At 70.2% G+C, this 26,375-nt stretch carries 27 protein-coding genes and 3 pseudogenes; 20 read left to right on the forward strand and 10 right to left on the reverse strand.

The window, feature by feature from the left end; genetic code table 11:
• Positions 1 to 97 precede the first annotated feature (97 nt).
• From kdpF to ACFY0I_RS12505, 8 genes and pseudogenes are all read left to right on the forward strand, one after another.
• A complete protein-coding gene (gene kdpF, locus ACFY0I_RS12470; protein WP_388893622.1) occupies positions 98 to 187 on the forward strand; it encodes a K(+)-transporting ATPase subunit F in 90 nt (29 codons plus the stop codon).
• Between the two features lie 8 nt (positions 188 to 195).
• Positions 196 to 1,860: a potassium-transporting ATPase subunit KdpA gene (kdpA, locus tag ACFY0I_RS12475; RefSeq protein ID WP_388893624.1), complete on the forward strand. Its 1,665-nt coding sequence runs from the start codon at positions 196 to 198 to the stop codon at positions 1,858 to 1,860.
• Positions 1,857 to 3,962 carry a potassium-transporting ATPase subunit KdpB gene (gene kdpB / locus ACFY0I_RS12480; RefSeq protein WP_388893626.1) on the forward strand — a complete coding sequence of 702 codons (2,106 nt, stop codon included), beginning with the start codon at positions 1,857 to 1,859 and terminating at the stop codon, positions 3,960 to 3,962. The genes kdpA and kdpB overlap by 4 nt, the downstream gene beginning before the upstream one ends.
• Before the next feature lie 6 nt (positions 3,963 to 3,968).
• A complete protein-coding gene (locus ACFY0I_RS12485; protein WP_388893628.1) occupies positions 3,969 to 4,685 on the forward strand; it encodes a potassium-transporting ATPase subunit C in 717 nt (238 codons plus the stop codon).
• A gap of 122 nt (positions 4,686 to 4,807) precedes the next feature.
• Positions 4,808 to 4,987: pseudogene (locus ACFY0I_RS12490) on the forward strand (response regulator); the annotation flags it as partial.
• 85 nt (positions 4,988 to 5,072) lie between these two features.
• Positions 5,073 to 5,463, forward strand: a pseudogene (locus ACFY0I_RS12495) (hypothetical protein); the annotation flags it as partial.
• A 413-nt stretch (positions 5,464 to 5,876) separates the two neighbouring features.
• Complete coding sequence (locus ACFY0I_RS12500; RefSeq protein WP_388893630.1) at positions 5,877 to 6,551, forward strand: pyridoxal 5'-phosphate synthase; 675 nt, start codon at positions 5,877 to 5,879, stop codon at positions 6,549 to 6,551.
• A gap of 93 nt (positions 6,552 to 6,644) precedes the next feature.
• Positions 6,645 to 7,421 carry a class I SAM-dependent methyltransferase gene (locus ACFY0I_RS12505; RefSeq protein WP_388893632.1) on the forward strand — a complete coding sequence of 259 codons (777 nt, stop codon included), beginning with the start codon at positions 6,645 to 6,647 and terminating at the stop codon, positions 7,419 to 7,421.
• Between the two features lie 113 nt (positions 7,422 to 7,534).
• On the opposite strand, the gene ACFY0I_RS12510 is transcribed toward ACFY0I_RS12505, so the two are convergent.
• The 3 genes and pseudogenes from ACFY0I_RS12510 to ACFY0I_RS12520 all read right to left on the reverse strand — a co-directional run bounded on the left by ACFY0I_RS12510 (position 7,535) and on the right by ACFY0I_RS12520 (position 9,009).
• Positions 7,535 to 7,909 (reverse strand): gamma-glutamylcyclotransferase family protein, encoded by a 375-nt coding sequence (locus tag ACFY0I_RS12510; RefSeq protein WP_388893634.1) that lies wholly within the window; start codon positions 7,907 to 7,909, stop codon positions 7,535 to 7,537.
• Positions 7,910 to 8,050: 141 nt separating this feature from the next.
• Positions 8,051 to 8,335: pseudogene (locus tag ACFY0I_RS12515) on the reverse strand (hypothetical protein); the annotation flags it as partial.
• Between the two features lie 257 nt (positions 8,336 to 8,592).
• Positions 8,593 to 9,009: a molybdopterin-binding protein gene (locus ACFY0I_RS12520; RefSeq protein ID WP_388893636.1), complete on the reverse strand. Its 417-nt coding sequence runs from the start codon at positions 9,007 to 9,009 to the stop codon at positions 8,593 to 8,595.
• Between the two features lie 549 nt (positions 9,010 to 9,558).
• Between ACFY0I_RS12520 and ACFY0I_RS12525 the strand changes: the two genes are divergently transcribed.
• Both ACFY0I_RS12525 and ACFY0I_RS12530 read left to right on the forward strand, forming a co-directional pair.
• A complete protein-coding gene (locus ACFY0I_RS12525) occupies positions 9,559 to 10,443 on the forward strand; it encodes a barstar family protein (RefSeq protein WP_388893638.1) in 885 nt (294 codons plus the stop codon).
• A 45-nt stretch (positions 10,444 to 10,488) separates the two neighbouring features.
• Positions 10,489 to 11,301, forward strand: coding sequence for a DUF4253 domain-containing protein (locus tag ACFY0I_RS12530; protein ID WP_388893640.1), 813 nt, complete (start codon positions 10,489 to 10,491; stop codon positions 11,299 to 11,301).
• A 65-nt stretch (positions 11,302 to 11,366) separates the two neighbouring features.
• Here ACFY0I_RS12530 and ACFY0I_RS12535 read toward each other — a convergent pair whose 3' ends face one another.
• Complete coding sequence (locus ACFY0I_RS12535) at positions 11,367 to 11,513, reverse strand: hypothetical protein (protein WP_388893642.1); 147 nt, start codon at positions 11,511 to 11,513, stop codon at positions 11,367 to 11,369.
• Between the two features lie 392 nt (positions 11,514 to 11,905).
• On the opposite strand from ACFY0I_RS12535, the gene ACFY0I_RS12540 reads away from it, so the two are divergent.
• Positions 11,906 to 12,388, forward strand: a complete 483-nt coding sequence (locus ACFY0I_RS12540; RefSeq protein ID WP_388893644.1) for a hypothetical protein — start codon at positions 11,906 to 11,908, stop codon at positions 12,386 to 12,388.
• A 327-nt stretch (positions 12,389 to 12,715) separates the two neighbouring features.
• On the opposite strand, the gene ACFY0I_RS12545 is transcribed toward ACFY0I_RS12540, so the two are convergent.
• Positions 12,716 to 13,111 carry a PPOX class F420-dependent oxidoreductase gene (locus ACFY0I_RS12545; protein ID WP_388893646.1) on the reverse strand — a complete coding sequence of 132 codons (396 nt, stop codon included), beginning with the start codon at positions 13,109 to 13,111 and terminating at the stop codon, positions 12,716 to 12,718.
• 277 nt (positions 13,112 to 13,388) lie between these two features.
• On the opposite strand from ACFY0I_RS12545, the gene ACFY0I_RS12550 reads away from it, so the two are divergent.
• Complete coding sequence (locus ACFY0I_RS12550; protein WP_388894388.1) at positions 13,389 to 13,832, forward strand: WYL domain-containing protein; 444 nt, start codon at positions 13,389 to 13,391, stop codon at positions 13,830 to 13,832.
• Here ACFY0I_RS12550 and ACFY0I_RS12555 read toward each other — a convergent pair.
• Entirely contained in the window at positions 13,817 to 14,719 is a 903-nt protein-coding gene (locus tag ACFY0I_RS12555; protein WP_388893648.1) for a hypothetical protein, read from the reverse strand. The two genes, ACFY0I_RS12550 and ACFY0I_RS12555, sit on opposite strands and share 16 nt — an antisense overlap.
• 377 nt (positions 14,720 to 15,096) lie before the next feature.
• On the opposite strand from ACFY0I_RS12555, the gene ACFY0I_RS12560 reads away from it, so the two are divergent.
• Complete coding sequence (locus tag ACFY0I_RS12560) at positions 15,097 to 16,278, forward strand: ALF repeat-containing protein (protein WP_388893650.1); 1,182 nt, start codon at positions 15,097 to 15,099, stop codon at positions 16,276 to 16,278.
• Positions 16,279 to 16,467: 189 nt separating this feature from the next.
• Here ACFY0I_RS12560 and ACFY0I_RS12565 read toward each other — a convergent pair whose 3' ends face one another.
• Positions 16,468 to 17,433, reverse strand: coding sequence for a pirin family protein (locus ACFY0I_RS12565; RefSeq protein WP_388893652.1), 966 nt, complete (start codon positions 17,431 to 17,433; stop codon positions 16,468 to 16,470).
• A 116-nt stretch (positions 17,434 to 17,549) separates the two neighbouring features.
• Here ACFY0I_RS12565 and ACFY0I_RS12570 point away from each other — a divergent pair, with 116 nt between their 5' ends.
• The 7 genes from ACFY0I_RS12570 to ACFY0I_RS12600 all read left to right on the forward strand — a co-directional run bounded on the left by ACFY0I_RS12570 (position 17,550) and on the right by ACFY0I_RS12600 (position 22,516).
• Complete coding sequence (locus tag ACFY0I_RS12570) at positions 17,550 to 17,900, forward strand: tetratricopeptide repeat protein (protein ID WP_388893654.1); 351 nt, start codon at positions 17,550 to 17,552, stop codon at positions 17,898 to 17,900.
• 324 nt (positions 17,901 to 18,224) lie between these two features.
• Complete coding sequence (locus ACFY0I_RS12575; protein WP_383998365.1) at positions 18,225 to 19,430, forward strand: methyltransferase; 1,206 nt, start codon at positions 18,225 to 18,227, stop codon at positions 19,428 to 19,430.
• Between the two features lie 28 nt (positions 19,431 to 19,458).
• On the forward strand, positions 19,459 to 20,241 hold the full coding sequence (locus ACFY0I_RS12580; RefSeq protein WP_388893656.1) for a MerR family transcriptional regulator: 783 nt from the start codon (positions 19,459 to 19,461) through the stop codon (positions 20,239 to 20,241).
• Positions 20,242 to 20,432: 191 nt separating this feature from the next.
• The gene (locus ACFY0I_RS12585; RefSeq protein ID WP_388893658.1) at positions 20,433 to 21,014 is read left to right on the forward strand and encodes a DUF6230 family protein; all 582 of its coding nucleotides are present in this window, start codon (positions 20,433 to 20,435) and stop codon (positions 21,012 to 21,014) included.
• The gene (locus tag ACFY0I_RS12590; RefSeq protein WP_388893660.1) at positions 21,005 to 21,439 is read left to right on the forward strand and encodes a DUF6114 domain-containing protein; all 435 of its coding nucleotides are present in this window, start codon (positions 21,005 to 21,007) and stop codon (positions 21,437 to 21,439) included. Before ACFY0I_RS12585 ends, ACFY0I_RS12590 begins: the two co-directional genes overlap by 10 nt.
• A complete protein-coding gene (locus tag ACFY0I_RS12595; protein ID WP_362877055.1) occupies positions 21,436 to 22,086 on the forward strand; it encodes a hypothetical protein in 651 nt (216 codons plus the stop codon). Before ACFY0I_RS12590 ends, ACFY0I_RS12595 begins: the two co-directional genes overlap by 4 nt.
• A gap of 94 nt (positions 22,087 to 22,180) precedes the next feature.
• Positions 22,181 to 22,516, forward strand: a complete 336-nt coding sequence (locus ACFY0I_RS12600) for a DUF2087 domain-containing protein (RefSeq protein WP_388893662.1) — start codon at positions 22,181 to 22,183, stop codon at positions 22,514 to 22,516.
• Here ACFY0I_RS12600 and ACFY0I_RS12605 read toward each other — a convergent pair.
• From ACFY0I_RS12605 to ACFY0I_RS12615, 3 genes are all read right to left on the reverse strand, one after another.
• On the reverse strand, positions 22,489 to 23,253 hold the full coding sequence (locus ACFY0I_RS12605; RefSeq protein ID WP_388894391.1) for a metallophosphoesterase: 765 nt from the start codon (positions 23,251 to 23,253) through the stop codon (positions 22,489 to 22,491). The genes ACFY0I_RS12600 and ACFY0I_RS12605 overlap by 28 nt on opposite strands.
• Positions 23,254 to 23,380: 127 nt before the next feature.
• Positions 23,381 to 25,606, reverse strand: coding sequence for a hypothetical protein (locus ACFY0I_RS12610; protein WP_388893664.1), 2,226 nt, complete (start codon positions 25,604 to 25,606; stop codon positions 23,381 to 23,383).
• A gap of 66 nt (positions 25,607 to 25,672) precedes the next feature.
• Positions 25,673 to 26,224, reverse strand: a complete 552-nt coding sequence (locus ACFY0I_RS12615; RefSeq protein ID WP_388893666.1) for a hypothetical protein — start codon at positions 26,222 to 26,224, stop codon at positions 25,673 to 25,675.
• Between the last annotated feature and the right edge of the window lie 151 nt (positions 26,225 to 26,375).

Consider the following 26,375-nt stretch of genomic DNA (forward strand, 5'->3'; position numbering starts at 1 on the left):
TCACCCAGGAGCTCGCGATGGCCGATCTGGCCTTCGTCGTCACCACGGTCGCGGTGTTCGCGCTGGTGGCCTTCATCGCCCGGGGGGTGACCAAGCTGTGACGATCGAGAACATCGTCGGCCTGCTGGTCGCCGTCTCCCTGCTCGGTTACCTCGTCCTCGCCCTCGTGTACCCGGAGAGGTTCTGAGCACTGACATGAGCCCCGTAACCGCTGGAGTGCTCCAGCTGCTCGCGCTGATCGCCGCGCTCGCGCTGGCCTACCGCCCGCTGGGCGACCACATGGCCAAGGTCTACTCCTCCGAGAAGCACTACCGCCCGGAGAAGTGGATCTACAAAGCCATCGGCGCCAACCCGTCGGCCGAGATGCGCTGGCCCGCCTACGTGCGCGCCGTCCTCGCCTTCTCCGCCGTGAGCGTCCTGTTCCTGTACCTGATGCAGCGCGTGCAGGGCAGCCTGCCGGGCTCGCTCGGCTTCTCCTCGATCGACCCGGACCAGGCGTTCAACACCGCCGCGTCGTTCGTCGCCAACACCAACTGGCAGTCGTACTACGGCGAGCAGGCCATGGGCCACGTCGTACAGACCGGTGGCCTGGCGGTGCAGAACTTCGTCTCCGCCGCCGTCGGCATGGCCGTCGCGGTGGCCCTGGTACGGGGATTCTCCCGGTCGCGTACCGGTGAGCTCGGCAACTTCTGGTCCGACCTGGTCCGCGGCACCGTCCGCATCCTGCTCCCGATCTCGGTGATCGGCGCGATCGTCCTGGTCGCCTGCGGCGCCATCCAGAACTTCGCCGGCATCCACGAGGTCGGCCAGTTCCTGGGCGGCACACAGCAGTGGAACGGCGGGGCCGTGGCCTCGCAGGAAGTCATCAAGGAACTGGGTACGAACGGCGGCGGCTACTTCAACGCCAACTCCGCCCACCCCTTCGAGAACCCCACCCCCTTCTCGAACCTCTTCGAGATCTTCCTGATCCTGCTGATCCCCTTCGCCCTGACCCGGACCTTCGGCCGCATGGTCGGCAACCTGCGCCAGGGGTACGCGATCCTCGCGACGATGGGCATCATCTGGATCGCCTTCACCGCGCTGATGATGTGGACCGAGTTCGCCCACCACGGCCCGGCGTTCGACGTCGCCGGTGGGGCCATGGAGGGCAAGGAAACGCGCTTCGGGGTCGGCGGTTCGTCGATCTTCGCCGTCGCGACCACCCTCACCTCCACGGGCGCGGTCAACTCCTTCCACTCCTCCTACACCGGCCTCGGCGGCGGCATCGCGATGCTGGGCATGCAGCTCGGCGAGATCGCGCCCGGCGGCGTCGGCTCCGGCCTCTACGGCATGCTGATCATGGCGATCATCGCCGTGTTCATCGCAGGCCTCATGGTCGGCCGGACCCCCGAGTACCTGGGCAAGAAGATCGGCACCCAGCAGATCAAGCTCGCGGCCTGCTACATCCTCATCACCCCGGCCCTGGTCCTCGGCTTCACCGCGGCAGCCATGGCGCTGGACACCCCGGCGAACTCGATGACGAACTCGGGCGCGCACGGCTTCTCCGAGATCCTCTACGCCTACACCTCGGGTGCCAACAACAACGGCTCCGCCTTCGCCGGCCTCAACGCGGACACGCAGTGGTTCAACAGCACCATCGGCATCGCCATGCTGCTGGGCCGCTTCCTTCCCATGGTGTTCGTCCTCGCCCTCGCCGGTTCGCTGGCCGAGCAGAAGCCGGTACCGGAGACGGCCGGCACCCTGCGCACCGACAAGCCGCTCTACGCGGGCCTGCTCGTCGGCACGATCCTCATCATCACCGGTCTGACCTACTTCCCGGCCCTCGCGCTGGGACCGCTCGCCGAAGGGCTCGCCTCATGAGCACCGCCACCCCGACCCGTGCTCCGCACGACGACCTGCCCACCGGCCACAAGCCGCCTGCCGGCCGCGTCGGCGGGGGGCTGTTCGACCCCGGGGCGCTACTGAAGTCCTTCCCGGACGCCGTGCGCAAGCTCGACCCCCGGGTCATGATCAAGTCCCCCGTCATGTTCGTGGTCCTGATCGGCTCGGTCGTGACGACCGTCCTGGCGATCAAGGATCCGACGGACTGGTTCGGCTGGGCCATCACCGGCTGGCTGTGGCTGACCACGATCTTCGCCAACCTTGCGGAGGCCGTCGCCGAGGGCCGCGGCAAGGCGCAGGCCGACACCCTGCGCAAGGCCAAGACCGACTCCGTCGCGCGCCGCCTGAGCAAGGACGGCCGGAGCGAGGAACAGGTCCCGGGAGCCGAGCTGCGCATCGGTGACCTGGTGGTCTGCGAGGCCGGGGACGTCATCCCCGGCGACGGTGACGTGGTCGAAGGCGTCGCGTCCGTCGACGAGTCCGCCATCACCGGCGAGTCCGCGCCGGTCATCCGCGAGTCCGGCGGCGACCGTTCGGCCGTCACCGGTGGTACGAAGGTCCTGTCCGACCGGATCGTCATCAAGATCACGACGAAGCCCGGCGAGACCTTCATCGACCGCATGATCGCACTGGTGGAGGGCGCGGCCCGGCAGAAGACGCCCAACGAGATCGCGCTGAACATCCTGCTCGCCTCGCTGACGATCGTCTTCCTGCTGGCCGTGGTGACCCTGCAGCCGTTCGCGATCTACGCGGGCGCCGAGCAGTCGATGATCGTGCTGACGGCCCTGCTGGTCTGCCTGATCCCGACCACGATCGGCGCGCTGCTCTCCGCCATCGGCATCGCGGGCATGGACCGGCTCGTCCAGCGCAACGTCCTCGCGATGAGCGGTCGTGCGGTGGAAGCCGCCGGCGACGTCTCCACCCTGCTGCTCGACAAGACCGGCACCATCACCCTCGGCAACCGCCAGGCCTGCGAGTTCGTCCCGGTCAAGGGCACCACGGAAGCCGAACTGGCCGACGCCGCCCACCTGTCCTCCCTCGCCGACGAGACCCCCGAGGGCCGCTCCATCGTGGTCCTGGCGAAGGAGAAGTACGGACTGCGCGAGCGCCACCAGGGCGAACTGGCGCAGGCCGAGTGGATCGCCTTCACCGCCCAGACCCGTATGTCGGGTGTCGACGTGGACGGCAAGCAGACCCGCAAGGGCGCGGCCGGATCGGTCATCACCTGGGTACGGGAACAGGGTGGCCGGGTCTCCGACGACGCCGACCTCCTCGCCAACCGGATCTCGGAAGCCGGCGGCACCCCGCTGCTCGTCGCCGTCAAGGACGAGCGCGGGGCCCGGGTCCTGGGCGTCATCCACCTCAAGGACGTCGTCAAGGAAGGCATGCGGGAGCGGTTCGACGAGCTGCGCCGCATGGGCATCAAAACCATCATGATCACGGGCGACAACCCGCTGACCGCGAAGGCCATCGCCGAGGAGGCGGGCGTCGACGACTTCCTCGCCGAAGCGACGCCCGAGGACAAGATGGCGCTGATCAAACGGGAACAGGCCGGCGGCAAGCTCGTCGCGATGACCGGCGACGGTACGAACGACGCCCCGGCGCTCGCGCAGGCGGACGTGGGCGTCGCCATGAACACCGGTACCTCGGCCGCCAAGGAGGCCGGGAACATGGTGGACCTCGACTCCAACCCCACCAAGCTCATCGAGATCGTGGAGATCGGCAAGCAATTGCTGATCACCCGCGGCGCGCTGACCACGTTCTCCATCGCCAACGACGTCGCCAAGTACTTCGCGATCATCCCGGCCATGTTCGCCGTGGTCCACCCGGGCCTCGACAAGCTCAACATCATGGGCCTGCACTCGCCGGAGTCGGCGATCCTCTCCGCCGTCATCTTCAACGCGCTGATCATCATCGCGCTCGTCCCGCTCGCCCTCAAGGGCGTCCAGTACCGGCCCACCAGCGCCGACAAGATGCTGCGCCGCAACATCGGGATCTACGGACTCGGCGGCCTCGTCGCCCCGTTCATCGGCATCAAGCTCATCGACCTGCTCATCTCCCTCATCCCCGGAATCGGCTGATCTGCGATGAACAACTCAGTAGGAAGCGCGGCACGGTTGCTCGGGGCGGGCCTGCGCGCCCTGCTCGTCCTGACCGTGATCTGCGGGGTCATCTACCCGCTCGCCGTCACCGGGATCGCCCAGGCCCTGTTCAACGACAAGGCCAACGGCTCCGAGATCAAGGACAAGAGCGGCCAGGTCGTCGGCTCCTCCCTCATCGGGCAGACGTACCACCTCCCGAAGAACGATCCGAACGACGCCGAGGAGGCGGCCCGGCCGGACCTGAAGTGGTTCCAGCCCCGCCCCTCCAACGGCCTCGGCAGCAACAGCGTCAACACGCAGTACTCGCTGATCCTGTCCGGAGCCACCAACCGGTCCGCCGACAACGGCGCGGTCAACGGCCGGTGCACCAAGGACGCCGAGGAAGGCACCCTCTGCGCCCAGGTCGTCGCCGCCAAGGAAGCCGTCATCGCGGACAACTCCACTGCCGGGTACCGGGTCAAGCCTCAGGACGTCCCCGCCGACGCCGTCACCTCCTCCGGCTCCGGCCTCGACCCGAACATCTCCCCCGAGTACGCCGAGCTCCAGGTCCACCGGGTCGCCGAGCAGAACAAGCTCGACGTCGAGCAGGTCGAGAAGCTCGTGGCCGACCACACCACCGGCCGCACCCTCGGCTTCATGGGCGAACCGCGCGTCAACGTCCTCGAACTCAACACCGCCCTGAAGGCGCTCTCCAAGAGCTGACGCTCCACCACGCACGTCTCCGGGCGCCGGCGGAGCGCGCCGCTCCCCCGGCCCTCGGCCGGGGGCCGGCAACGCACCGTCGGCTCCCGCCGTGCCCGTACCCAAGGAAAGGCTGCACACCGATGACCCGGGTGCTGGTGGTGGAGGACGATCCCCAGCTCGTCCGCGCGCTGAGGATCAATCTCCAGGCGCGCAAGTTCGAGGTCGAGGAGGCCGGCGACGGTGGATCGGCCCTGCGGCTCGCGGCGGCGCGCAAGCCGGACGTCATCGTGCTGGACCTCGGCGTGCCCGACATGTGCGGCTCACCCCGACCGAATGGCACCTGTTGGAGATCCTCATCACCCACCCCGGTCGTCTGATCACCCAGGGCAGGAGAAGAGACGGAACATGGGACGCGGCGTACTCCGCATCCACCTCGGCGCGGCGCCGGGCGTCGGCGAGACGTACGCCATGCTGTCCGAGGCGCACCGCTGGATCGAGCGGGGCACGGACTGCGTCGTCGGCTTCGTCGAGCACCACTCCAGGCCCCGCGCCGAGGTGATGCTGCACGGCCTGGAACTGGTCGAACCGCGCGAGATCGAGTACCGGGGCTCCACCTGGCAGGCCCGCGAACGGATCGTCGTCGGCCTGACCGGCGGCCCGGAGGGCCGTACGCTCATCCGCCGCGCGGCCCGCCTCGCCGAGAAGGGCGCGGGCGGCGAGGGTCCTGGCCGTCCACATCGCCGCCGGCAACGGCCTGACCTCTGCCTCCCCCGTGGAACTCGCCGTCCAGCGGACCTCGCGGGCGCGGCCGTGGACGGTGGTTGGCTCGGCAGGTTCCTCACCCCGGCCGGCACGGCGATGGTCACGCCAGGGAGTGTCGCAGCGCGGCACTCACGAACAGGAACGAAGTGCCGAGGTCCGGGCAGCGCCCATCGGTGGGGCGGATGACCGGGTCCGGTTCCCCGTGCGGAAGCGTCCGTGACGAAACGTGGCCCACTCGTGGCGTGCACCGGGCCGGGCAGTTCGCCTCCCACCGGCGGCACGCCGAACGGGACCCGCGCGCCGGGGGAGCGCATCATCCAAGGCCGCACCTCTGAGCCTGCTGGTTGATTCAACGAGCATTTGCCGGCTGATACACGAATACAACCTTGCGGATGCAAGATGTTGTCGTGAGGTTGTCGTGGTCCGAATGAGTTGAGGGAGCCGAGGATGGCAGCGGGCTCGGAGCGGGTGGACGGCACGCGGCAGTGGCTGCGCGGCCTCGAGGTCTTGGCCGGGCCGCTGCCGGAGTTCGATCCGGAGCGGGCTCCGGCCGATCCGGTGCGGCTCTTCCTGTCCTGGTTGGTCGGGGCCGTGGCGGACGGGGTGCGCGATCCGCACGCGATGACGCTGTCCACGGTGGATTCCGCCGGCGACCCGGACGCGCGCGTGCTGATCCTCAAGGGGGTCGGCCCGGAGGGATGGCAGTTCGCCGGGCACGCCGTCAGCCCCAAGGGCGGGCAGCTCGTCCGCCACCCGCGGGCGGCGCTGACCTTCTACTGGCCGGAGCAAGGCCGCCAGGTCAGGATCCGCGGGCCCGTGACGCCCGGCTCCGCCGAGGACAACGCCGCCGACTTCCTCGACCGCTCCCCCACCGCCCGGGCGGAGTCCCTGCTGGGCCGCCGGAGCCAGTACCTGATGGACCCGGCCGAGCGCGACCAAGCGCTGGAGAAGGCCCTGGCCCTGATCGAGCGCGAGCCCTCGCTCGTCGACTCGGCCTGGACCCTCTACACCCTGGCCCCCACCGAAGTGGAGTTCTGGCAGGCCGCGAAGAGCCGCGTCCACACCCGGCTGCGCTACGAACGCGTCGCCACCGGCTGGGAACGGTTCCGGCTCTGGTCGTAGCGCCACCCGTCCCGCTCCCGTGCGCCGCCACCACCGGCACGGGGCGGGCACATCACATCCCCTGTTCCTGCTCACGAGGCGAGGTAAGGACCCATGACCACACGGACCCGCGACGGCAGCGCCGGCGACATCGGCTACGACGCCATCGGCACCGGATACGCCTCCTACCGCCAACCCGACACGCGCATCGCCCAGTTCATCGCCGAGGCCCTCGACGGTGCGCGGACCGTCCTCAACGTCGGCGCCGGCGCCGGGTCCTACGAGAGCGCCGCCCGCTCCGTGACGGCCGTCGAGCCGTCCGAGTCCATGCGTGCCCGGCGCCCGGCCCGTCTCGCCCGCGCCGTCGATGCCTTCGCGGAGGACCTGCCTTTCGCCGACGGAGAGTTCGACGCGGCGATGACGCTGTTCAGCGTGCACCAGTGGAACGACGTCGCAGCCGGCCTGCGCGAGATGCGGCGCGTCACACGCGGCCCGGTCGTCGTCCTGACCTGCGACCCGAAGCTCGTACGCGACTTCTGGCTGTACGAGTACGCCCCCGAGGTCCTCGACACCGAAGCGCGCCGTTTCCCGCCCATCGAGGACATGGCCGCGGCACTCGGCGGCGCCGGCACCCTGCAGACGGTCCCGATCCCCCTGGACTGCACCGACGGGTTCAACGAGGCCTATTACGGCCGGCCCGACATGCTCCTCGACCCCGCCGTCCGTCAGGCCTGCTCGGCATGGAGCTTCATGGACGACGGCGTCCGCGAGCGCTTCGACGAACGCCTCAGCCGGGATCTGGAGTCGGGGGCATGGGACGAGCGCTTCGGCCACCTCCGCACGCAGCCCACCTACGAGGGCTCGCTCGTCATCGTCCGCGCGAACCCGTGACGACGAACAGCGACAGCGACAGCGACAGCGACAGCGACAGCGACTCGATCAGATTCCTCGGGCGCAGGGAAGACGTGCTCACCTCCCGTGAGACCGCGCGGGAGAGACACGCGCTAGCGGCCGCCGGATTCCTCCGCCGCCTGCGCTCCGAGGTAGGCCCATGCCTGTGTTCCCGAACGCAGGACGACCTGGGTCCTGGCGTAGTCGTCGACCTCGTAGTCGTCCGCCGCGGCGAGCTCGTCGTCGGTGAGGGAGAAGACGGTGCCTTCCACCACATCGGTCTCCTCGGAGGAGATCACGAGCAGGGGGTGGCTGTTGGTACCGCTGGCCGCGATCACATCGGGGTCGGTGATCTCGATGTAGGTCATCCGGTACCGGGGCAGCGCGTCGGGCGTGCCGTCCAGCAACCGGCCGAACCGGGCGAGCTGCACTTCCCGGGACTGCAACGTGCCGTAGGAGAACAGCTGGTGATGAGCCGAGCGGGCCATGCGCGGAACCTCCTGGAGTACTTGCCGACGAGGGACAGCCCTCACAACCTAGCAAATGCAATCCGATCACCGGTGTCCAGGTTGCAACCACATCTCACGTCGCTCCCGTTGCGCGCGGGACGGACGGGGCTGTGGTCGTTGGATGTCCCGGACGTAGCCCTTGTCGCCCGCCAACTGCCACACGTGTGCGGCAGCCGAGTCCGCGTCCAATCCGCCGTGCGCGGCAACGATCTCGCGCAGGACCCGGTCCACGTCCTTGGCCATGCGGCCCGCGTCGCCGCAGACGTAGAGGTGGGCGCCGTCCTCCAGCCACCTCCACAGGCGCGGGCCGTGCTCGCGCATGCGGTCCTGGACGTGGATCTTGTTGCGCTGGTCTCGGGAGAAGGCGACGTCGAGGTGGTCGAGGTGGCCGAAAGCCACGAAGGCCTCCAAGTCCTGTACCGAATACCAGGTGGACACCCTGATCAGGAACCTCGCGGAGGGCGTCTTCGGGATCCGCGCGGACCCGTCGGGGCGCGTGGTGCGCTCAGGGCCGCACACCGTGCGTGCACTGAGTTCCTTGTGCATGCGAGGCTCGCGCTCATTCGCGGCCAACGTTCCACGTTGTCGGCCCGATGGGTCCGGTAAGCCCGAGGGCCCCGCACCGATTCGGTGCGGGGCCCTCGGGCGTGGTGCGCGGCTGATCAGACGGAGAGGGAGATCTCGGTCGACTTGATCAGCGCGACGACGGAGGTGCCGGCGGTCAGGCCGAGGGCCTCGACGGCGTCCTTGGTGATGGCGGCGGTCAGCTCGCCGCCCTCGACGGAGACCTTGACGGAGCCCATGGCGCCGCCGGTCGCGACGTCGGTGACGGTGCCCGCGATCTGGTTGCGGATGGAGATGCCCTCGACGGGACCGGTGGCGAGGGAGACCTCGGTGGACTTCACGAGCGCCTTGACGGCGGTGCCCTCGGCGAAGCCGAGGTCCTTGACCGCCTCGGTGGTGATCGCGGCGGTGATGTCCTGGCCACCCTGCAGACGGACCTTCACCGTGGACATGGCCTCGCCGGCCGTGACGGAGGTGATGGTGCCGGGGATCTGGTTGCGGATGCTCAGGCTCATGAAAGTAACGCCTCGCTCTTCATCTGTGGGGAAAGCGACCTGTCGGCCGCCACATCGATCACGCTAGCCGCCCGAGCCCCACACCGCTTGAGGGGCGTCTCATCCGCTGGGTGAATCGCCCATGTGGCGTGGCATTTCAGCCCAGCCGAACGTCTCGACGATTTTGGGACGTTCGACTGGGCTCCTTTGGTGGCTTTCCGGAGGGGCGCGGGAGCACGGGGCGCAGGCTGATCGACGGACGCGACTGGGCGGCCTTCGCCGTCGGTCTCCGTTCCTCCGTCGTCGCGATCTTCTCGCGAAGTGAAGACAGCTCCCCGCGGACGATGGCTTCTTCCCTGTCCAGACGCTCGAAGAGCGACGTCATCGCAGCCCTGCCTTCACCCAGCCGGCATCGGGACCTCGCGGCACTGGAAGCCCCAGCCAAACGTAGGGCGAGCCGCAACAAGATCCAGAGGGTGACCACAGATGCTCCCGAACGACCGCCCTCGCCCGCCTCGGGTCCGCCCCTGCGCTGAAAGACCACTCCTGCCCGCCCCGTAGGCTCACCCCATGCCGAATGAGGACAGCCCGCAGAACACCGTCAAGCACTGGCAGGACTGCACGGACGTGTACGACTTCCTCGAGCAGATCCGCCTCCGCCCCGGCATGTGGCTGCCGGGTCACTCACTGCGTCATCTGGAAGCGCTCCTCACCGGCTACCGCGTCGCACTGGGCGTGCACGCAATCGACGAACCCTTCGATTTCTGGCCCGAAGAGCGTTTCACGCAATGGCTCCACGAGAGCCGCGGGACATCCAGTTCCCTCAGCTGGGCTGCCGAAATCGAACGCACCACGCCTGCGGACTCCAACCCCGTCGAGGAGTTCTTCCGACTACTGGACGACTACCGCCGCCACGCCGCCTCGAAGCCGACGCCGAGCACGTCGACGGCCGGCTTCCCCGGCATCGAATACATGGGCAACACGTTCGTCACCCTCTTCTGGCGCCAGCGATTTCTCAACCAGGCTGTGCAGCGTCTCGAAGACCGCGACTTCCGGGTCGTCCGGCTGTCAGCGGGCCAATGGACCACGGAGCAGGACATGCACCGTGCCATCGCGGCCGCCCTGCAGTTCCCCGACTACTACGGCCACAACCTTGACGCACTCAACGACTGCCTCGGCGATGTGGCCGGCTACGGCCCCTACGACGACTCAGCGGAAGGCGCTGGACTGGTCCTCGCCTTCACCGACTACGACCGGTTCACAGCTGTCTGCCCGCGGGCCGCGCAAGCTGTGCTCGACATCATCGCCGACCGAGCCCGGCACGCGGCCGTACTTCAACGCCGGCTGATCTGCCTGGTCCACAGCAACGACCCCGACATCCAATTCGACCCGGTCGGTGCCATGCCCGTCATGTGGAACAGCGACGAATGGCTGGACTCCAACCGCCGAGGCTGAGCGGGCAATCGCCGTCATGTCAGAGCCCACGGCTAGCATCCGCCCGTGAACCCTGAGCTGCTGTCACACATTGCTGTCCCCCTCCCACCTGGACGGTTGATCACGTCCGATGAAGGCGACGGAGGCGTCCAAGCCCTGTGGCTGAGCGACGGCGCAGCATCCGCGGAGTTGTGGAAGCGGATCCGCGACGAGCATCCCCGCTCAGGGGTGTGGCCCCTGCTTCTCGACTCGCGCGACCCCGAGGACAGCCACTTCCGGCCCTGGGGCGCCGGCGAGCTCTTCCCCGAGCAGATGTCATCACCCGGCGATCACGACCCGGCCGATCTGCTTGCGAAGTGGTGGGCGACATACACCGCGGTCGACGAGGACGACGACATGCTGTCACCCGACAAGCGGCTGGCCATCACGGCCCCCTTCGGTCAAACCTGGCCGGGCCTCGCGCCCGGCCGTGAAGACACGGCGGATCGCATCCGGCTTGCCGCTGAGTACGCAGAACACTTCGCCCTGAGGCGGCCGCAGTCACGCCTGGGCTTGGTCGCCGCACCTTCCGGCGCCGAGGCCCTTACCCTCGTCGGCTGGGACGGCCCCGCCAACTGGGACAACGACACCGCCACGTTCTCCGCCGTGGTGACCGACTGGGAACGACGCTTCGGCGCATGCGTGGTCGCCGTTGGTTCCGACACCCTCCACCTGAGCATCGCCACGCCCCCGACCAGCAGGGAAGACGCCCTGTACATCGCGGCCGAACACTTCGCCTTCTGCCCCGACAACATCTGGCAGGGCCCTCGGCCCCAGACCCTGGCGGCGTACGCCGAGCGACTCATCGACACGCACTGCTGGGAATTCTGGTGGGACTGACCCTGACCCTGTCGGGAAACGATCACTCTGGAGCCGGGCAGCGATCTTCAAGGCGTCGCATTGGCTCAGGCCAGAGGCACTCGTGAACAGCCCTCGTAGGAACCGGTACGCACCACCTCCGAGACCTCGCCGGCCAGCAGCTCCGGGGACAGGCCCGCGCTGACGGTGCAGTCCTGCACCAGGGAGTAGCTCGAGAGGCCCGCCGCTGCCACGACACCGCCCTGTACCGCGATCCGTCGAGCCCCTCTCAGCGCTGCATGCTCCACCAGGCGGTAAGCGGTCCCAAGAGCAGCACTGCATCAAAGCTGTAGGCCGAGAAATCCAGCTGGCGCGCTGCCCTTGCGTAGCCACGCAAGGGCAGCGCCCTCTCGCGATTCTGCTTCACATGCTTCGGCACGGGGTCCACCAGATGGGCATCGCAGCCCTCCGCGGGAGATCACGCAGCGATGGGACCCGGGCCTCGTTGAAGAAGACGTCAACCGTCCCTTCTCCGTTTCTGCAACGGTCAGCGGTAGAGCGGAGGTTGACGGGCTCCATGTTGACGGACGGAACGTGCCAGTGGGTCTCCCTCTGCTACGGTCGCCCGTTCGCCGAGGAGGTCGTGATGACTGGATCCCTGCCCGTTGCTGCCCAAGTGGATCTGCGCCGTCAGCCAGTGGAAGAGGTACTGGAACGCGTGGAGAAGGCCCTGCATGTCCAATTGAATCGTCAAGCGTTGGTACGCAAGCGCCGTTCCTTGGGCGGCCGTACGCAGCGGGGGACGTGGGTGCGGATCGAGCGGCGGGGATTCGAGCGGATCGGCCCGCAGGGCTGGAACGGGACCGAGGCCGCCGCCGTGCTGCAAGGGGTCGCTATGCCCGAGTGGTACCAGGGCGTGGCGTGGCGCGAGACAGGTGAGCCGGTGATGTGGCGTGCGGATGAGCTGGAGCTGATTGCCTCGCCGCCTGTCGGCAAGGGCGCCCTGGTGCTCGAAGACATCCCCATCGCCCTGAACTCCGCCACCGCCGACGCCCTCATCAACGGCATCACGGCGCAGATCCCCGAACAGCCGGGCACCCCCTCGACACCCGCGCACGTCACCACCTGACCCACTCGCCGCATGTGGGGGTCGGATGCGAACGCGGGCCCCATGACCGTAGCTGCGTGAGTGCCGGAAGCGTGTCGACGCCGGCTGGACAAGCACCCGCTGCTGTTCCGAAGATCCTCATGTGCTCCTCCGCTCGCCAGGCCGGGGCCGGCTCCGCTCGCCGTCCCCGGCGCAACGAGCGGAGCACGCCGCCACCGGCCGCCGGTTGTCCGGCCGTAGAGCGTGATCGCGCATGAGTGCAGCCGATCGGCGCGTGCCAAGCCCGTCCCGGTTCTGCCCGGTTGCCCGCCGTGCTGAGCGTGGCGGGCGACCGGGCGTCTGCGAGCCTCAGACGGAGAAGCCTGTGACCTTCTGCGGGGTCACCCGGACGATCAGCCGGAGTGTCTCCTCCGGCTCGGCCGGCGGGTCCTCGCCCAGGTACTTCTGCGAGAGCTCGCGCGGCAGCGCTTTGTCCACGTCGTCGATCAATTCGACGGTGCCGCGGATGTCGACGGACTGGTACGGGTTCGCGGTGTCGAAGACCGTGAGGCTGATCCGTGGATCCCGGGCGAGATTCCGTGCCTTCTGGCGCCCGGCCGTCGTGGAGAACAGCACCGTATCCCCCTCCCTGAGGATCCAGACCACCGAGGTCTGCGGCCCTCCGTCCCGGTTCAGAGTCGCGACGGTGGCGAAGTTCCTCCCGTCCAACAACTTGCGCGTCTCCTCATTGAACAGCTCTGACACAGCCCCGCCCCTCTACTCACCTCGGGATCACTACTGGCCCGAACAGATGCGAAGGCCGGATCCTTCCCGCTCCCGTCCCTCGGAGCCGACACGATCCACGGCTGCGCTGCCGGGCCGGGCCTGTCGTGTCCTGTCCTGTCCTGTCCTGTCCTGTCCCTGAGGTTCCACCCGTCGGTCTCTCGAAAAGGGGGCTGTTCCGCACGGCCGGAGTGTCCGTCGCCGCATACCCGTCAGAACAGCAGCACCTCGGCCGTCACCACGCGGCCCGGGCTTCCCGATCCGTGGCGTATCGCCACCGGACGACCCCGGGTGGCTGCGGATCGCCGTGCCCTTCGAGTCGGTCGGTGACGCGGTCGAGCGCGTCCTGCAGATCGGCGCCGCCGCCGAGGTGCTGGCCCCCGAAGCCGTTCGCCGACGAGTGATCGACACCCTCGCCCTGATGACCGCCCGCTACCACCAAGGGTCGTCGCACAGAGGGCCTGATAGCCACGGGGCGGCCGGCAGGGGACGAAGGACATGGGTCAGACGGATCTGTGGACGTCACCGGGACGCCTCTTGGCCGTTCACCGCAACTGACGCCCATGCCAAACGCCCGGCCGGGAAAACTCCGGCCGGGCGCCTGCGGGTACTGACCGCAGTCCGAGCGTCCCGCGCGGGCGCAGTCGGCGCGTCCGTTGCGTCCGTTGCGTCCGTTGCGCGGATCGGTCAGATCTTGTTGTAGGTGCCCGTGCTCCACAGGGCGCCGCCCTTGTCGGGGCCACCGGTCTTCTTGTAGACGACGAAGTTGCCATCGTCCTGGAGCAGCGCCCAGGCGTCCTGATGGCCGGAGGTACCGGTACGCCAGCGAACCGCTCCGTTGCCGTCGCCCTGCCTGATGGTCAAGTCGCCCGTGTCCCCCCAACCCATCTGCAGGGTCACGGGAGTGCTGCCCCCGTAGGTGCCGCTGTTCCAGATCGCCTTGCCATCGCTCTTGCGGTACATGACCAGGTTGTTGTCCCTCTGGAGGACCAGCCACACGCTGGCGGACTGGGCCCAGGACCCCGCCCACCAGCCGAGCGTCGACTCGTAATCCGAACACAGCTGGTTCATCTGTTCCAGGCTGGCCGTGGACCACCTATTGGTGGCGGCGCTGCTGCCGCGTCCCTCGACGATGAACCGGCCCGCCAGGAGGTAGGCCCGGGGGGTGAAGACGGTACTGGTGCCGTAGGTGGCGGTGTGCCAGATGCCGCCGCCGGTCTGGGCGCTGCCGCCCTTGCGGTAGATGACGAAGTTGCCGTCCGCCTGCATGGTGGCGTAGGCGCCGGGGTTGCCGTAGGTGCCGCTGTTCCACAGCGGGAGCTTGTAGCCGCCCGGGTTGCCGAGGGCGTACAGCACCAGGTTCCCGTCGGGCTGCATGACCAGTTCGGCCGCGCTGACCTTGTCCACCAGTCGGGAACCCGACTCCAGCCTCTGGCCGGCGGAAATCAACGCCAATTCGCCGCTTCCGGTGCTGCGGCACTCACCGGGGCCGGCTGCGGCTGCCGGGGAAGCGGCCGCCGGGATCAGGACGGTCACGGCGCAGGCGGCCAGTACGGGTATCAGCGCTCTGCGGAGCGCGCGGATGTGCATGGTCGTGTTTCCCCCAGAAATGTGTGCGCCCTGGGCCAGGGCGCACGAGGGTCTCTTTCTACATCGCTGTGCGATCGGGCCGTCCACCGACTCCCCCGAACTGGCGGGAGGGAGAAGGGCTCGTGTGCGCGAGCGAGGCAGCGGGCAGAACGCGCCGGCCGACGGCGAGGTCCGGCCAGACACGCGACCGGCCGCTGCGAAAGTTCGCCTGCCCCGCATCGGTCCGGTCGGCGGCGAAGATCGCCGACCGGTTCGCCCCGGGTCGCGTTCAATTCGCCGGCACGTCCGATATTTCGCGACCACCCGTACAACCATTCCCTTCGATGGTGGGTCACACATGGCGTAATGATCATTTCCATGGGGGTTTTTCTGTGAAGTTGTCCCGGATTGCCGCAGCCGTCACCACCGCTGCACTGGCTCCGGCCGTTCTCCTCTCGTCGTCGGCGTTCGCCGCCGACGGGGAGAGCACCACGTCCGCCACCCCGCCGTCCCCGACCGCACCCGACCAGGCGGCGCCGGGCGAGGCCGGCAGGCATCAGCCCGGCAAGGATGAGTCCGGCAAGGACCAGTCGGAGCAGGACCGCAAGACCATCCTCGCGATCATCGGCGACCCGATGGCCAGCGAGTACATGAAGGAAGCCGGCAACCAGGCCATCGCCGACGGCCCCGCGGCCATGCGCAAGTTCATCGAGACCGACCAGCACCGGATCCGTCTCGACGACTACCGCATCCTGATCGCGAGGCTCGAGCACAAGGCCGGTCCCGCGCTGAGCGCCGCCATCAAGAAGATCTTCAACGGCGACAACGTGACGCTGGAAGAAATCCGGCACTTCTACCAGGTCACCCAGCACGAGCTGCGTGACGAGGACAACCAGGTCGAGATCTCCCGGATCATCAACACCGGTGGCCCCGGGGTGAAGGAAGCGGGAAAGAAGGCCCTCAAGGGCACGCCCGCCGACCGCACCGCCTTCCTGGAGAAGGGCCGGTACCACGCCCAGGCCGAGGACGACCGGGTCGAGCTCGCCCGCATCGACGAGGGCTGGGACGGACCCATCCTCAGCGAGGCGATCAGCGAACTGCTGCGGGGCTCCGCGACTCCCGCCCAGCTGCGCCACTTCCTGGAGGTGACCCAGCACACACTCCGCGACCAGGACAACACCCTGAAGGTCGCCCGGATCGTCGAGCGCGGAGGCCCGGAAGTGGTGAAGGCCGGCCGTGCCGCGCTGGCGGGTACCCCCGCCGACCGCGTCGCCTTCCTGGCGACCGGCCAGTACGAGGCCGCCGCCAAGGACAAGAAGGCCGAGCAGGACAAGGGCAAGGGCCAGCAGGGCCACACCAAGCCCGGTCAGACCACCGGCACCGGTACGGGACCGGCCGCCAACACGGGCGCCGGTTCCGGCAACACCGCCGTCACCGCCCAGGGCGGCAACGGCGCGCCCCTCGCCGCCACTGGCTCCGGTGACGCGGGGATGATGGCCGGAGGCGCGGGCACCGCTCTCGTCGCCGGCGCGGGCCTCCTGCTCGCCGCGCGCATGCGCCGCGCCGGCTCCGCGGGCTGACCCGACCGGAACACCCCAACGGCCGCCCGCACCAGGGCGGCCGTCGTACCGGGCCGGGCGGGGACACCCCGGAGGCCCCGGAGGCCCCCGGCAGCGTCATGCGGCCGATCGGGGACGGCTCCACCGCCCAGAAGCGGAACGATGGGAGCCGCCACGTGCAGCCCACACCCTTGATGGCATCAGCACTGTTCAGCGCGTTCTACCCCTGGGCTTCAAGCGAGTTGGGGGAAGTTCCGGGGCAGGAATCGGAGGGCCGTCGTAGCCCTTCACCTCGCCGTAGCGGGTGCCGTTCGTCCAGTCCTCGCGGAACCGGACGATCTCCTCGTTGGAGCGGCCGATCCAGTTCCAGAACATCACGATCTCCTCCTCGAACGGTTCGCCGCCCAGCAGCATCAGGCCGGCGTCCGAGGCTGCGCGGAGGGGGAGTTCGGTGCGGCCGCAGCCGAGGTAGAGCATGGCGCCGGGCAGGACGGGGACGCCGTCGACGTGGGCCTCGCCGGACATCGACAGGACCGCGTACTCGAAGTCCGGGTCGAGGGGCAGCCGGGTTTCGGTGCCGCCGGCGAGGGTGAGGTCGGCGCCGACGATGGGGGTGTACGCGGTACCGGGCGAGGTTGCCCCGTCCAGGCTGCCCAGGATCACCGTGGCGGTCACACCGGGGGCGGTGACCTGCGGGAGTTCGGGGTGGTGCTGGAAGTGGGGGGCCACGTTCCGGTGCGCGTCGGGCAGGGCCACCCACAGTTGGGCACCGTGCAGGAAGCGCGCGTGCGGGCGGGGGCTCTCCTCGGAGTGGCTGATGCCCCGGCCGGAGGTCATCAGGCCCAGTTCGCGGGGGCGGATCGTGGCGAGGCTGCCTTCGCTGTCGCGGTGCAGCACCTCCCCGTCGTGCAGCCAGCTCACGGTCTGCAGCCCCGAGTGGGGGTGCGGTGCGACCTGCATGCCGGGCTCGTCCGCGATGTCGTCCGGACCGTAGTGGTCGACGAAGCACCAGGCGCCGACCATGCGGCGGCCCAGGTTCGGCAGGAGTCGGCGGACCTCGGTGGATTCACCGAGTTTGACGGTGCGCGGGCTGAGGAGCTCGCGTACCGGTTCGGCCACGACGAAACCGCGGCCGCCGCAGGCGGAGAGAGCTGGCTGGCGATCGAGATTGCTCATGTTGGACAACTTAGTCCCGGTCGGCGGCCGTATGGCCGGTCCTGTGCCTGGAATGTTCCGGCGGGAGGGCGTGTTGGACGGACCGACACCCACCGGGAGCGAGCGGAAGGGACGCGATGAACGCGCCGACGGCATACCACGAGCACGGCACGGCGGCGGAGCGCTGGGAGCGCGCCGGGCTGTTCTTCGACGCGAAGGAGTACGCGACGGCCGCGCGCGTCCTGGTCACGCTCGCCGACGAGGCTCCGGAGCAGTTGGCTCCCCGGCTGCTGCTGGCCCGGGCCTACTACCACTCGGCCCAGCTGTCGCGCGCGGAGCGCGAGCTGCGCGCGATCCTGGAGCGCTGGCCGGTCGAGGACTACGCGCAGCTGCTGCTCGGGCGCACCCTGCAGCGCCAGGGCCGGGCAGCCGAGGCCGCCCCGCACCTGCGCATCGCGGCGGCCATGGCGGGCGACTTCCCCGAGTAGGCGATCCGGCGGCCCCCCGAAGGACCCTGGGCCGGGCCCGGACCCGACCCGGACCCGGACCCGACCCGGACCCGGACCCGGACCCTTCGGGAGCAGCCTCCCCGGGCAGACCTGTCCGCCCCGGCCGCGTCCCCCCGCGCCCGGGCCTCGGCGGGCCCTCGGACGCCCCCGCCCGGCGGCGCGGGCGCCACGAGCCACGGCCGGCCCGCGCAGCGCTCCCGCCTGCGCAAACGCGCGCCGTCGGGTGCGTTCTCCGAGTCGTGCGGTCCCTGCGGCCCCGCGTGTGCGGGGCCGGGCGGCCGACTCCGATAGCCTGGGTTCCATATGAACCGCCTGACCACGCCCTTCGGCTCCTACGAACTCACCCGCTTCCCCGCGGACCCGCGCGACCGGCTCCAGGCCTGGGACGCCGCCGACGAGTACCTGTTGCGTCATCTCGACGCCGGTACCGGCGAGCGGGGCCCCGTGGACCTGGCCGCCGCCGGGCAGATCACCGTACTCGGTGACCGCTGGGGAACCCTGACGACGGCCCTGGCCTCGTACCGTCCGACGCAGATCACCGATTCCTCGCTGACCCGGGCCGCCACCGAGGCGAACCTGGACCGGGCCGGGATCGGTACGTCCAAGGCGACGGTGTCCCTGCTGACCACGCAGGACGCGCCACCGGAGCGGATCGACGTCCTGCTCGTGCGGGTGCCGAAGAGCCTGGCGCTGCTGGAGGACCAGCTGTACCGGGTGGCTCCCCACGTGCACGCGGGCACCGTGGTCGTGGGCGCCGGCATGGTCAAGGAGATCCACACCTCGACGCTGCGCCTCTTCGAGAAGATCCTCGGCCCGACGAAGACCTCGCTCGCGGAGAAGAAGGCACGCCTGATCTTCTGCACGCCGGGCAATCCCGGTGCCGCGCGACCGACCACCCCGGGTCCGTGGCCGCTGACGTACACGGTGGACGAGGACGGCGGCTCGGGCGCCGGCCTGAAGGTCGTCAACCACGCGGGGATCTTCTGCGCGGACCGGCTGGACATCGGGACGCGCTTCTTCCTCCAGAACATCCCGACGAACACGGACGGGGCCCGGGTCGTGGACCTGGGCTGCGGCAACGGCGTCGTCGGCACGGCGGTCGCGGTCGCCGACCCGGACGCCGAGGTCGTCTTCACGGACGAGTCGTACCAGGCGGTCGCCTCCGCACGGGCCACGTACGAGGCCAACGTGCCGGCGGGTCGGCGTACGGCGGAGTTCCTGGTCGGCGACGGCGTCGCGATGCTGCCGCCCGGCTCCGTGGACCTGGTGCTGTGCAACCCGCCGTTCCACTCCCACCAGGCGACGACGGACGCGACGGCCCTGCGGATGTTCGCGCAGTCGCGCAAGGTGCTGCGGCCGGGCGGTGAGCTCTGGGTGGTGGCCAATCGCCACATGGGCTACCACACCCATCTGCGCCGGCTCTTCGGCAACAGTGAAGTAGCCGCGAGCGAGCCCAAGTTCGTGGTGCTGCGGGCGATCAAGCGCGAGGAGCGGACGCGCCCCATGTGACCTGCCGGTACGTCCTACACTCGGCCGCGTGAGCAGCCAGGTGCAGACGGACGGAACGGTCGAGGGCATGACCGCAGGCGGGGACCCGGGGCGGCGTTACCGCCGGGAGGACGTGGCCCGCGCGGCCGGCGTGAAGGTGCGCAACCTGCGCTACTACCAGGAGCGCGGGCTGCTGCCGCCGCCGCGGCGGGAGGGCCGGATCGCCTGGTACTCCGACGATCACCTGACCCGACTGCGCCTGATCAGCGACCTGTTGGGGCGCGGGTACACCGTGAAGGGCATCGGGGAGTTGCTGACCGCCTGGGAGCAGGGCGGCGGCCTGTCCCAACTCCTCGGACTGGAACGCGAGATGACCCGGGACTGGGTGCACGAGGAGCCGGTGACGATGACCCGGGCCGAGTTGCGCGAACTGTTCGGCCCGGAGGCGACCGCCGAACACACCCGGCGGGCGGCGCAGTTGGGCTACGTACGGGTCGACGGGGACCTGGTGACGTACCCGAACCGGCGGCTGCTGGAGGCGACGCTGGCGCTGGTGCGGCAGGGGGTGCCGCTGGGGGACATCCTGGACGCGGGCGACTTCGTACAGATCCAGGCGGACGCGCTCGCGGACCGCTTCGTCGGACTTTTCCGCCGGCATGTGATCGGCGCGGAGGGCCTTGAGCCACTTTCGGCCACCCAGTTGGATCACGTACGGGAGGCGGTGGCGGCGCTCCGACCGGTGGCCGGCGAGGTCGTGGCCGCCGAGTTCGCCCGGGCGATGGCGCGTCGGGTCGAGGCGGAGGTCGCCGAACTGCTGCGTACGGAGCAGTAGGAGTCGGCTCAAAAGGCGCACTCGCACAACCTTGCCAACCACCATTGGCACTCTTACATTCAACTCGTCGGTAACAAAGGTGCACAGCCGAGATAAGGGACGATCTCATGGCGGATTCACCGAACTTATCCGAGCCCCCCGGCACGACCGGCGGGGACGGAACGGGCGACGCGGGCAGAGGCGAAGGGCGGGTGCGCTGGCGCCGGTTCGCCCTGCTGACGGTGCCGGCCGTGGCCGTGACGGCGGGACTCGGCATCGCCCTGGCCCAAGGGGCGCTCGCCGCGTCCTTCGCGGTGTCGGGGCAGCAGTTCAAGGTGTCGGCGAAGAGCTTGGAGGGCGAGGGCTTCGCGCAGTACGGCAGCGTCGACGTCAACGCCCGCGAGGAGTTGATCCCGGTGGCGGTCACCGCCATCAGGGAGGCGAAGTTGAACAGCCTGTGCCAGTCGGTGGTCACCACCCTTCCGATGATCGGCGACATCTCGCTCAACCTGACCGCCGGGCAGAAGAAGCCGGTCGAGGCGACGAACCTGTTCGTCGACGCGACGCAGCTCTCGGGTGACGCGGTCTTCACGAACATCGAGATCGGACGCGACGCCTCCACCCTGGACAAGGGGCCCGCGGAGGCGCAGGGCATGCAGGACCTGTTCGCCCAGCAGGCGGACACGGTGAGCATCACCGGTCTCCAGCAGACGGCGTGGGCCACCAACGCCGGAACGTTCAAGCTGTCCGGGCTGAACATGAGCGTCAGCAAGGGCAAGAAGGAATGCTTCTGAGCCGCTGGCGGCGGTGGCGGCGCGGCCGGCCGTTCTGGGGCGGGCTCTTCGCCGTCCTGGCCGGAGCGTGGATCTGCGTCCTGCCCCTGGCACCGCTGAAGATCATGCTCCAGCAGGGGGTGGCGGGCATTCCGTCCGTCCTGATGGGGATCGTCATGATCGTCCTCGGGGTCACCGCCTGGTTCTCCCCCCAGCAACGCTCCCTCGCCGGGGTCCTCACCACGCTCATCGCCACCGCCGCGCTGGTCCTGTCGAATCTCGGCGGGTTCCTGATCGGCACCCTCCTCGGCATCCTCGGCGGCGGCCTGATGTTCGCCTGGCAGCCGTCCGCGGCCCGTCGTCCCGGGGGCTCCGCCGCCCCCGGGGCGGATGACACACCCCCCGCTCCCACCCCGCACCACGATCCCCAAGGAGCTCAGCCATGAGCCGTACGCGCACCGCGCTCGCCCTCGGGATGGCGGCCGCGGCCGCCCTGACGGTGGCCTCGGCCACCGCCACCGCCTCGCCGTTACCGCTGGCGGGGTCGACCACGGTCACCCCGGCCGGGCACGCCTTCAAGGCCACCCTCAGCGGGAAGGCCACGCTCAAGGCCGGTTCGGTCACGGTGACCTGCACGGTCTCCGTGTCCACCGGTACGGTGCCGGCCGCCCCCGGCAACCAGAACCCGGCCGGGCCGGTCTCCTCGCCCATCACCCCGCCGACCTACAGCTCCTGTACCTCCAGCGTCTGGGGCGTGACCCCGACGGTCACCACCAGCGGCGCCTGGTCGGTATCGATGCAGCACGGTTCCCCGATCACCGCGACGATGAACGTCCCGGTCGGCGGGCTCGTCGTGACCACGACCGGCCTGGCCAACTGTGTCGTCACCACGGCGCCCACGGCCCCGGCCGGCGTCAACGGCACCTGGACCAACGGCGCACCGCCCAGCCTGACCTTCACCAACGCCACCGTGCCGGTCACGGTCACCGGCGGCTTCGGCTGCCCGACGAGCGCGACCACCTCCACCTTCAACGCCGTCTACAAGGTCACCGACACCACGAACCCGGCGCAGCAGATCACCGTCGGTCCCTGAACGGAGCGTTTCGGTCCGGCGAGAGCCGTCCCGTCCCTCCGCGCGGTGGAAATTGCGTTGCTCCGGAGGGAAGCGACAGGCGAAGCTCGCTGACATGTCACAGAGCACCGAGCATCACGATTCCTCCGGAACCGTCTCCACGCCCACTTCCGTACCGGCCGTCCGGCACGGGCGTGGCGTGGAGGACCTCTTCTCCGGAGGGCGGCTGCTCGCGATCCCGCGCAAGGCGGCCCGGCGCGAGCAGTTGCTCGCGCACCTCGCCGACACCCTGTTCGCGCAGGACCGGGACTACACCGAGCCCGAGGTCAACGAGGCGCTGCGCACCGTGCACGAGGACTGCTCGGCGCTCCGGCGCTACCTGATCACCTCGGGCCGGCTCACCCGGACCCGGGACGGCAGCCGCTACCGCCGTCCGGTGACCACCCGGTAGTGGGTCGTCAACCGCCCGTCGTCGCCCAGCACGTGGAAGGCGACGGCGGGCGGCTCGTCGAGGTGGACGTGGTGGTCGGGTCCCGTCGCGCTCTCCCACGGGAGCCGGATCGTGGACACCACACCGGGCGCGACCAGCAGCGGCCGGCCCGCGAAGGTCGTCGCGGCCGCCGTGTGCGCGTGCCCGCACAGGAAGGCGCGCAGGTGCGGATGGCGTCCGGCCAGCTCCGCGAGGCGTTCCTCTCCGAACTGCCTGATCCCGTCCACGTACGGGGTGTGCAGGGGCACCGGCGGGTGGTGGAACGCCACCAGGACGGGCACCTCGTACGGGGTGTCCGCGAGTACGCCGTCCAGCCAGGCCACCGTCGACTCCGTCAGGAGCCCGTGGTCCTCGCCGGGTACGGAGGAGTCGCACACGGCCAGCACGAACCCCTCGGCGCGCAGCACCCGGTCCACCGGCAGCCCGGACGGTTCCTCCTCCTCCAGCAGGACCCGGCGGAAAGCGATGCGATCGTCGTGGTTGCCGGGGCAGATGACCGTGGGATGACGGGAGGCGAGCAGGGCGCGGGCCTCCTCGTACTCGGCGGGCGCGCCGGTGTCGGCGACGTCGCCGCTGACCAGCACCGCGTCGAGGTCGTACGGCAGATCGTCCAGGTAGGCCATGACGGCGCGGGTGCGGTCGGCGGCGCGTGAGCCGCCGTCGATGTGGACGTCGCTGAGGTGGGCGATCACGATCACGGTGGTGGCTGCTCCTTCGGTCACCGCGGCCGCCGGTCGTGGGCCGCCGGTGGCTACGCGCGCGACCCATTCAACAGGGCCCGCCCGCGGGTTCCGCGGGCCCCTCCCCCCGGGCTCCGCGCCCTCCTCAGGCCGCGGCGCCCGCGCGCCTGCGGCGGACCAGGAACCAGCCGGCCGCGGTGAGGGCGACCGCGCTCCCGGCCAGGCCGGCGACCGCCGTGCCGGTGGAGGCCAGGGCGCCGCCGCCCGTGGTCGTGGTGCCCGAACCGCCGACCGTGCCGCCGGATCCGGTGCCGGCGGCTGAACCGGACGCACCGGCGGAACCGGCGGAGCCGCCGGCACCGACGGAACCCGCGGAGCCCACGGAGCCCTCCGAGTCCGGCACGCCGCCCGTGCCGGACGCCCCCGACGTGCCGTCGCCGGTGGTACCGCCGGTCGTGGTGTCGCCCGCGTCACCGCCCGACGTGCCGTCGCTCGTCCCCGTGGTGCCCGAGCCGCCGCCCGTGGTGCCGGCCCGGCCGACCGTGAGGGTGATGGGCGTGGTGCGGCTGGTGCCGCCTTCGTTCTTGAACTCGGCGCGGAAGCGGTGGCCGTTGTCGGAGGCCCGGGCCGTGAAGGCGTGCACCGGGGCGTTCGCCCCCGCGACCGCCTTCCACGTCCGGCCCCCGTCGGCACTGACATGCCAGCTGACGGCGGGCTCCGGGGTCCCGTCGGCGCGCGCGCTCAACACGGCTTCGGCCCCCTCCGTGACGGTCTGGGCCGTGGGGCCTTGCGTCACCTTCGGTGAGACGGAGCGTTGCAGCCGGGTGATGCGGCCCTCGGCGGGGTTCGAGACGAAGACCGTCCCGCCGCCGGGTTCGACCGCGAGTGAGGCGAAGCCCAACTGTCCCTGGTTTCCCGGGAGTACGACCGGTTTCGCTGCCTCCTGGAAGTCGGTGGTGCGGTACGCCGTCAGGCTGCCGTTGTTGTCGCTGCCGGGTTGCGAGGGGTCGCCCGGGTCCTGCCGGACGACGTACGCCTCGTGCGTGAGGGGGTCGAACCTCGCCGCCCGGGGCAGGTCGGCGCCCGTCAGGACGCGCAGCCGCTTGCCCGCCGCGTCGTGGACGACGACCGAGGTGCCGATGCCGATCCAGACCGCACCCGTTCGGGGATCCACCTCGGCGAATCCGACGTAGTCCTCGCCGGCGGGGAGTTCGACGGTGGCGGTGACCTGGAGGGTGGTGGCGTCGATCCGGTACATCCGCCCGTTGGCCGCGTCGGGGAACCAGATCGCCTTGCGCACGGGGTCCACGGCGAACCCGTCGCCGCCCGCCGGCGTGACGGTGCGCCTCACCAAGGCGGTGGCGACGTCGACCTCCGACAAGGCGGAGCCCTGTGCGACGAACACCGTCCCCGGGGCGACGCCCGGCCCGGTGTCCGTGACGGCGCCGCCGGGAACCCACGCGCCGGCCGCCACGGGGTCGCCGTCCTTGGCCGTGCCGATGCCGCGCAGCGGGTAGGAGAAGACGACCCCGTCGCCGGGGAGCGGCGCGATGATCTGCCGCACCGCCCGCCGGCCCGGCGTGCCGTTGGCTCCGGGCGCCCGGTTGACGGTGCTGCGCAGCTTGCCGTCGGCCGGATCGAGCACGTGCAGGCCGCTCTCGTTGACGTCGGCCGTGTCGGGGAGGTCGTCCGAACCGACGTACAGCTTCCGGGAGTCGGGGTGGAACATCAGGTCGCGCGGTTTGCCCGCGGTGGTGAACTCCGCCACCGGCCGGTAGGCGACGGAGCCCTGCGGTACGTCGACTCCCTCGCCTCCGGGGCCGACGGGATCCTGGCCCCGGAAGGCGATGGGGACCCGCACGTCCTGGGAGCGGTCGCCGGCGCCCCGGTGGTCGACCCGGGTGACGACGGAGCACGGCACCTGCGTGCAGTCCAGCCCCTCGTTCCTCGCCGTGAGCTTCAACTCCACCTCGAAGCGGCCTCCTTCGCCGTACGGGATCCCCAACTCCCCCGCGTGCGCGTCGCCCCGGGGCACGATCCACTGCGAGGCCTTGGACCCGCCCGTCATGTCGGCGCCCCCGACGCAGGGAGCGGGCACCCGGTTGTCCCCGTTGTCCTTGCAGAAGGCGACGTAGATGCCCTTCGCCCCGTCGTAGCCCGCACCGGTGACGCGTACGGTCTGGCCGAGCGGATCCGGACCGGACGCGACGGACACGGTCAACTGCTGTCCGCCCGAGCCCCATACGGTGCGTCCGGGCCCGGTCGCAGCCGGACCGGCGGTGGCCGCCGGTGCTGCCGAGACGAGCACGAGCGCGAGTGCGGCGGAGGCCGCGCCCGCCCGGGCGGGGGTGCTGGGGTACTGGGGTGTCATGACTTCCTCGTCGACGTGACCGCTGGTCCGGGGCTGATCCGTGGGGCAAGGCCGCCCGAGGGGTCCCTAGTTGAAGGTCACCGGGACGTGGACGTCGTACGTGCGGCTGGTGGAGTTGAAGTGGTCGGCGCGGGTGACGACGGCGCACTCGACGGTCTCGCCGCAGATGTTCCCGTTGCCGAGGTCGGCCTTGACGTGAAGGGTGACGCCGAAGGTGCCGCCGGGGCCGAACGTGGAGGTGTTCGGCAGGGTGCCGCCGAAGGTGTTGTTGATCCAGTGCGAGGCGCCGGTGGTGCCCGCCTGGTCCGAACCGCCTAGGCACGGGGTGGGCTTGTACTGGCCGGGGGCGCCGTCCACCGCGCAGAGTCCCACGTATATGCCCTTGGCGGAGTTGAACCCGCTGCCCGTGACCGTGACGTTCTGCCCGGCGGCGCCGGCCGTGCCGGGGGCGGTGACGCTGAGGTTGAAGGTGGCGCCGCCGTCCGTCACCGTGCGGGTCGAGGTCGCGGCGTTGGCGGAGCCGGCCGTGCCGAGGGCGAGGGCCACGGCGGCGGTCGCGGCGAAGGCGGCGCGGGCGGCGAGCCGGACGGTGACGCGGGGCAGGTGGGCAACACGCATGGCAGAACGCCTTTCCAGGAACGGACTTGATCGACTTAGGTTAGGCTAACCTAAGACTTCTCGACCTTGAGCCTGCTTCCCGCCCTCTGGCCGATTTCCGTTCCTCTGGCCGGTCCCGCTCCCTCCACCCGCCACACCGCGCCCCCACCGC

Source organism: Streptomyces sp. NPDC001568, assembly GCF_042893755.1.
In the GTDB taxonomy this organism is placed as follows: Bacteria; Actinomycetota; Actinomycetes; order Streptomycetales; family Streptomycetaceae; genus Streptomyces.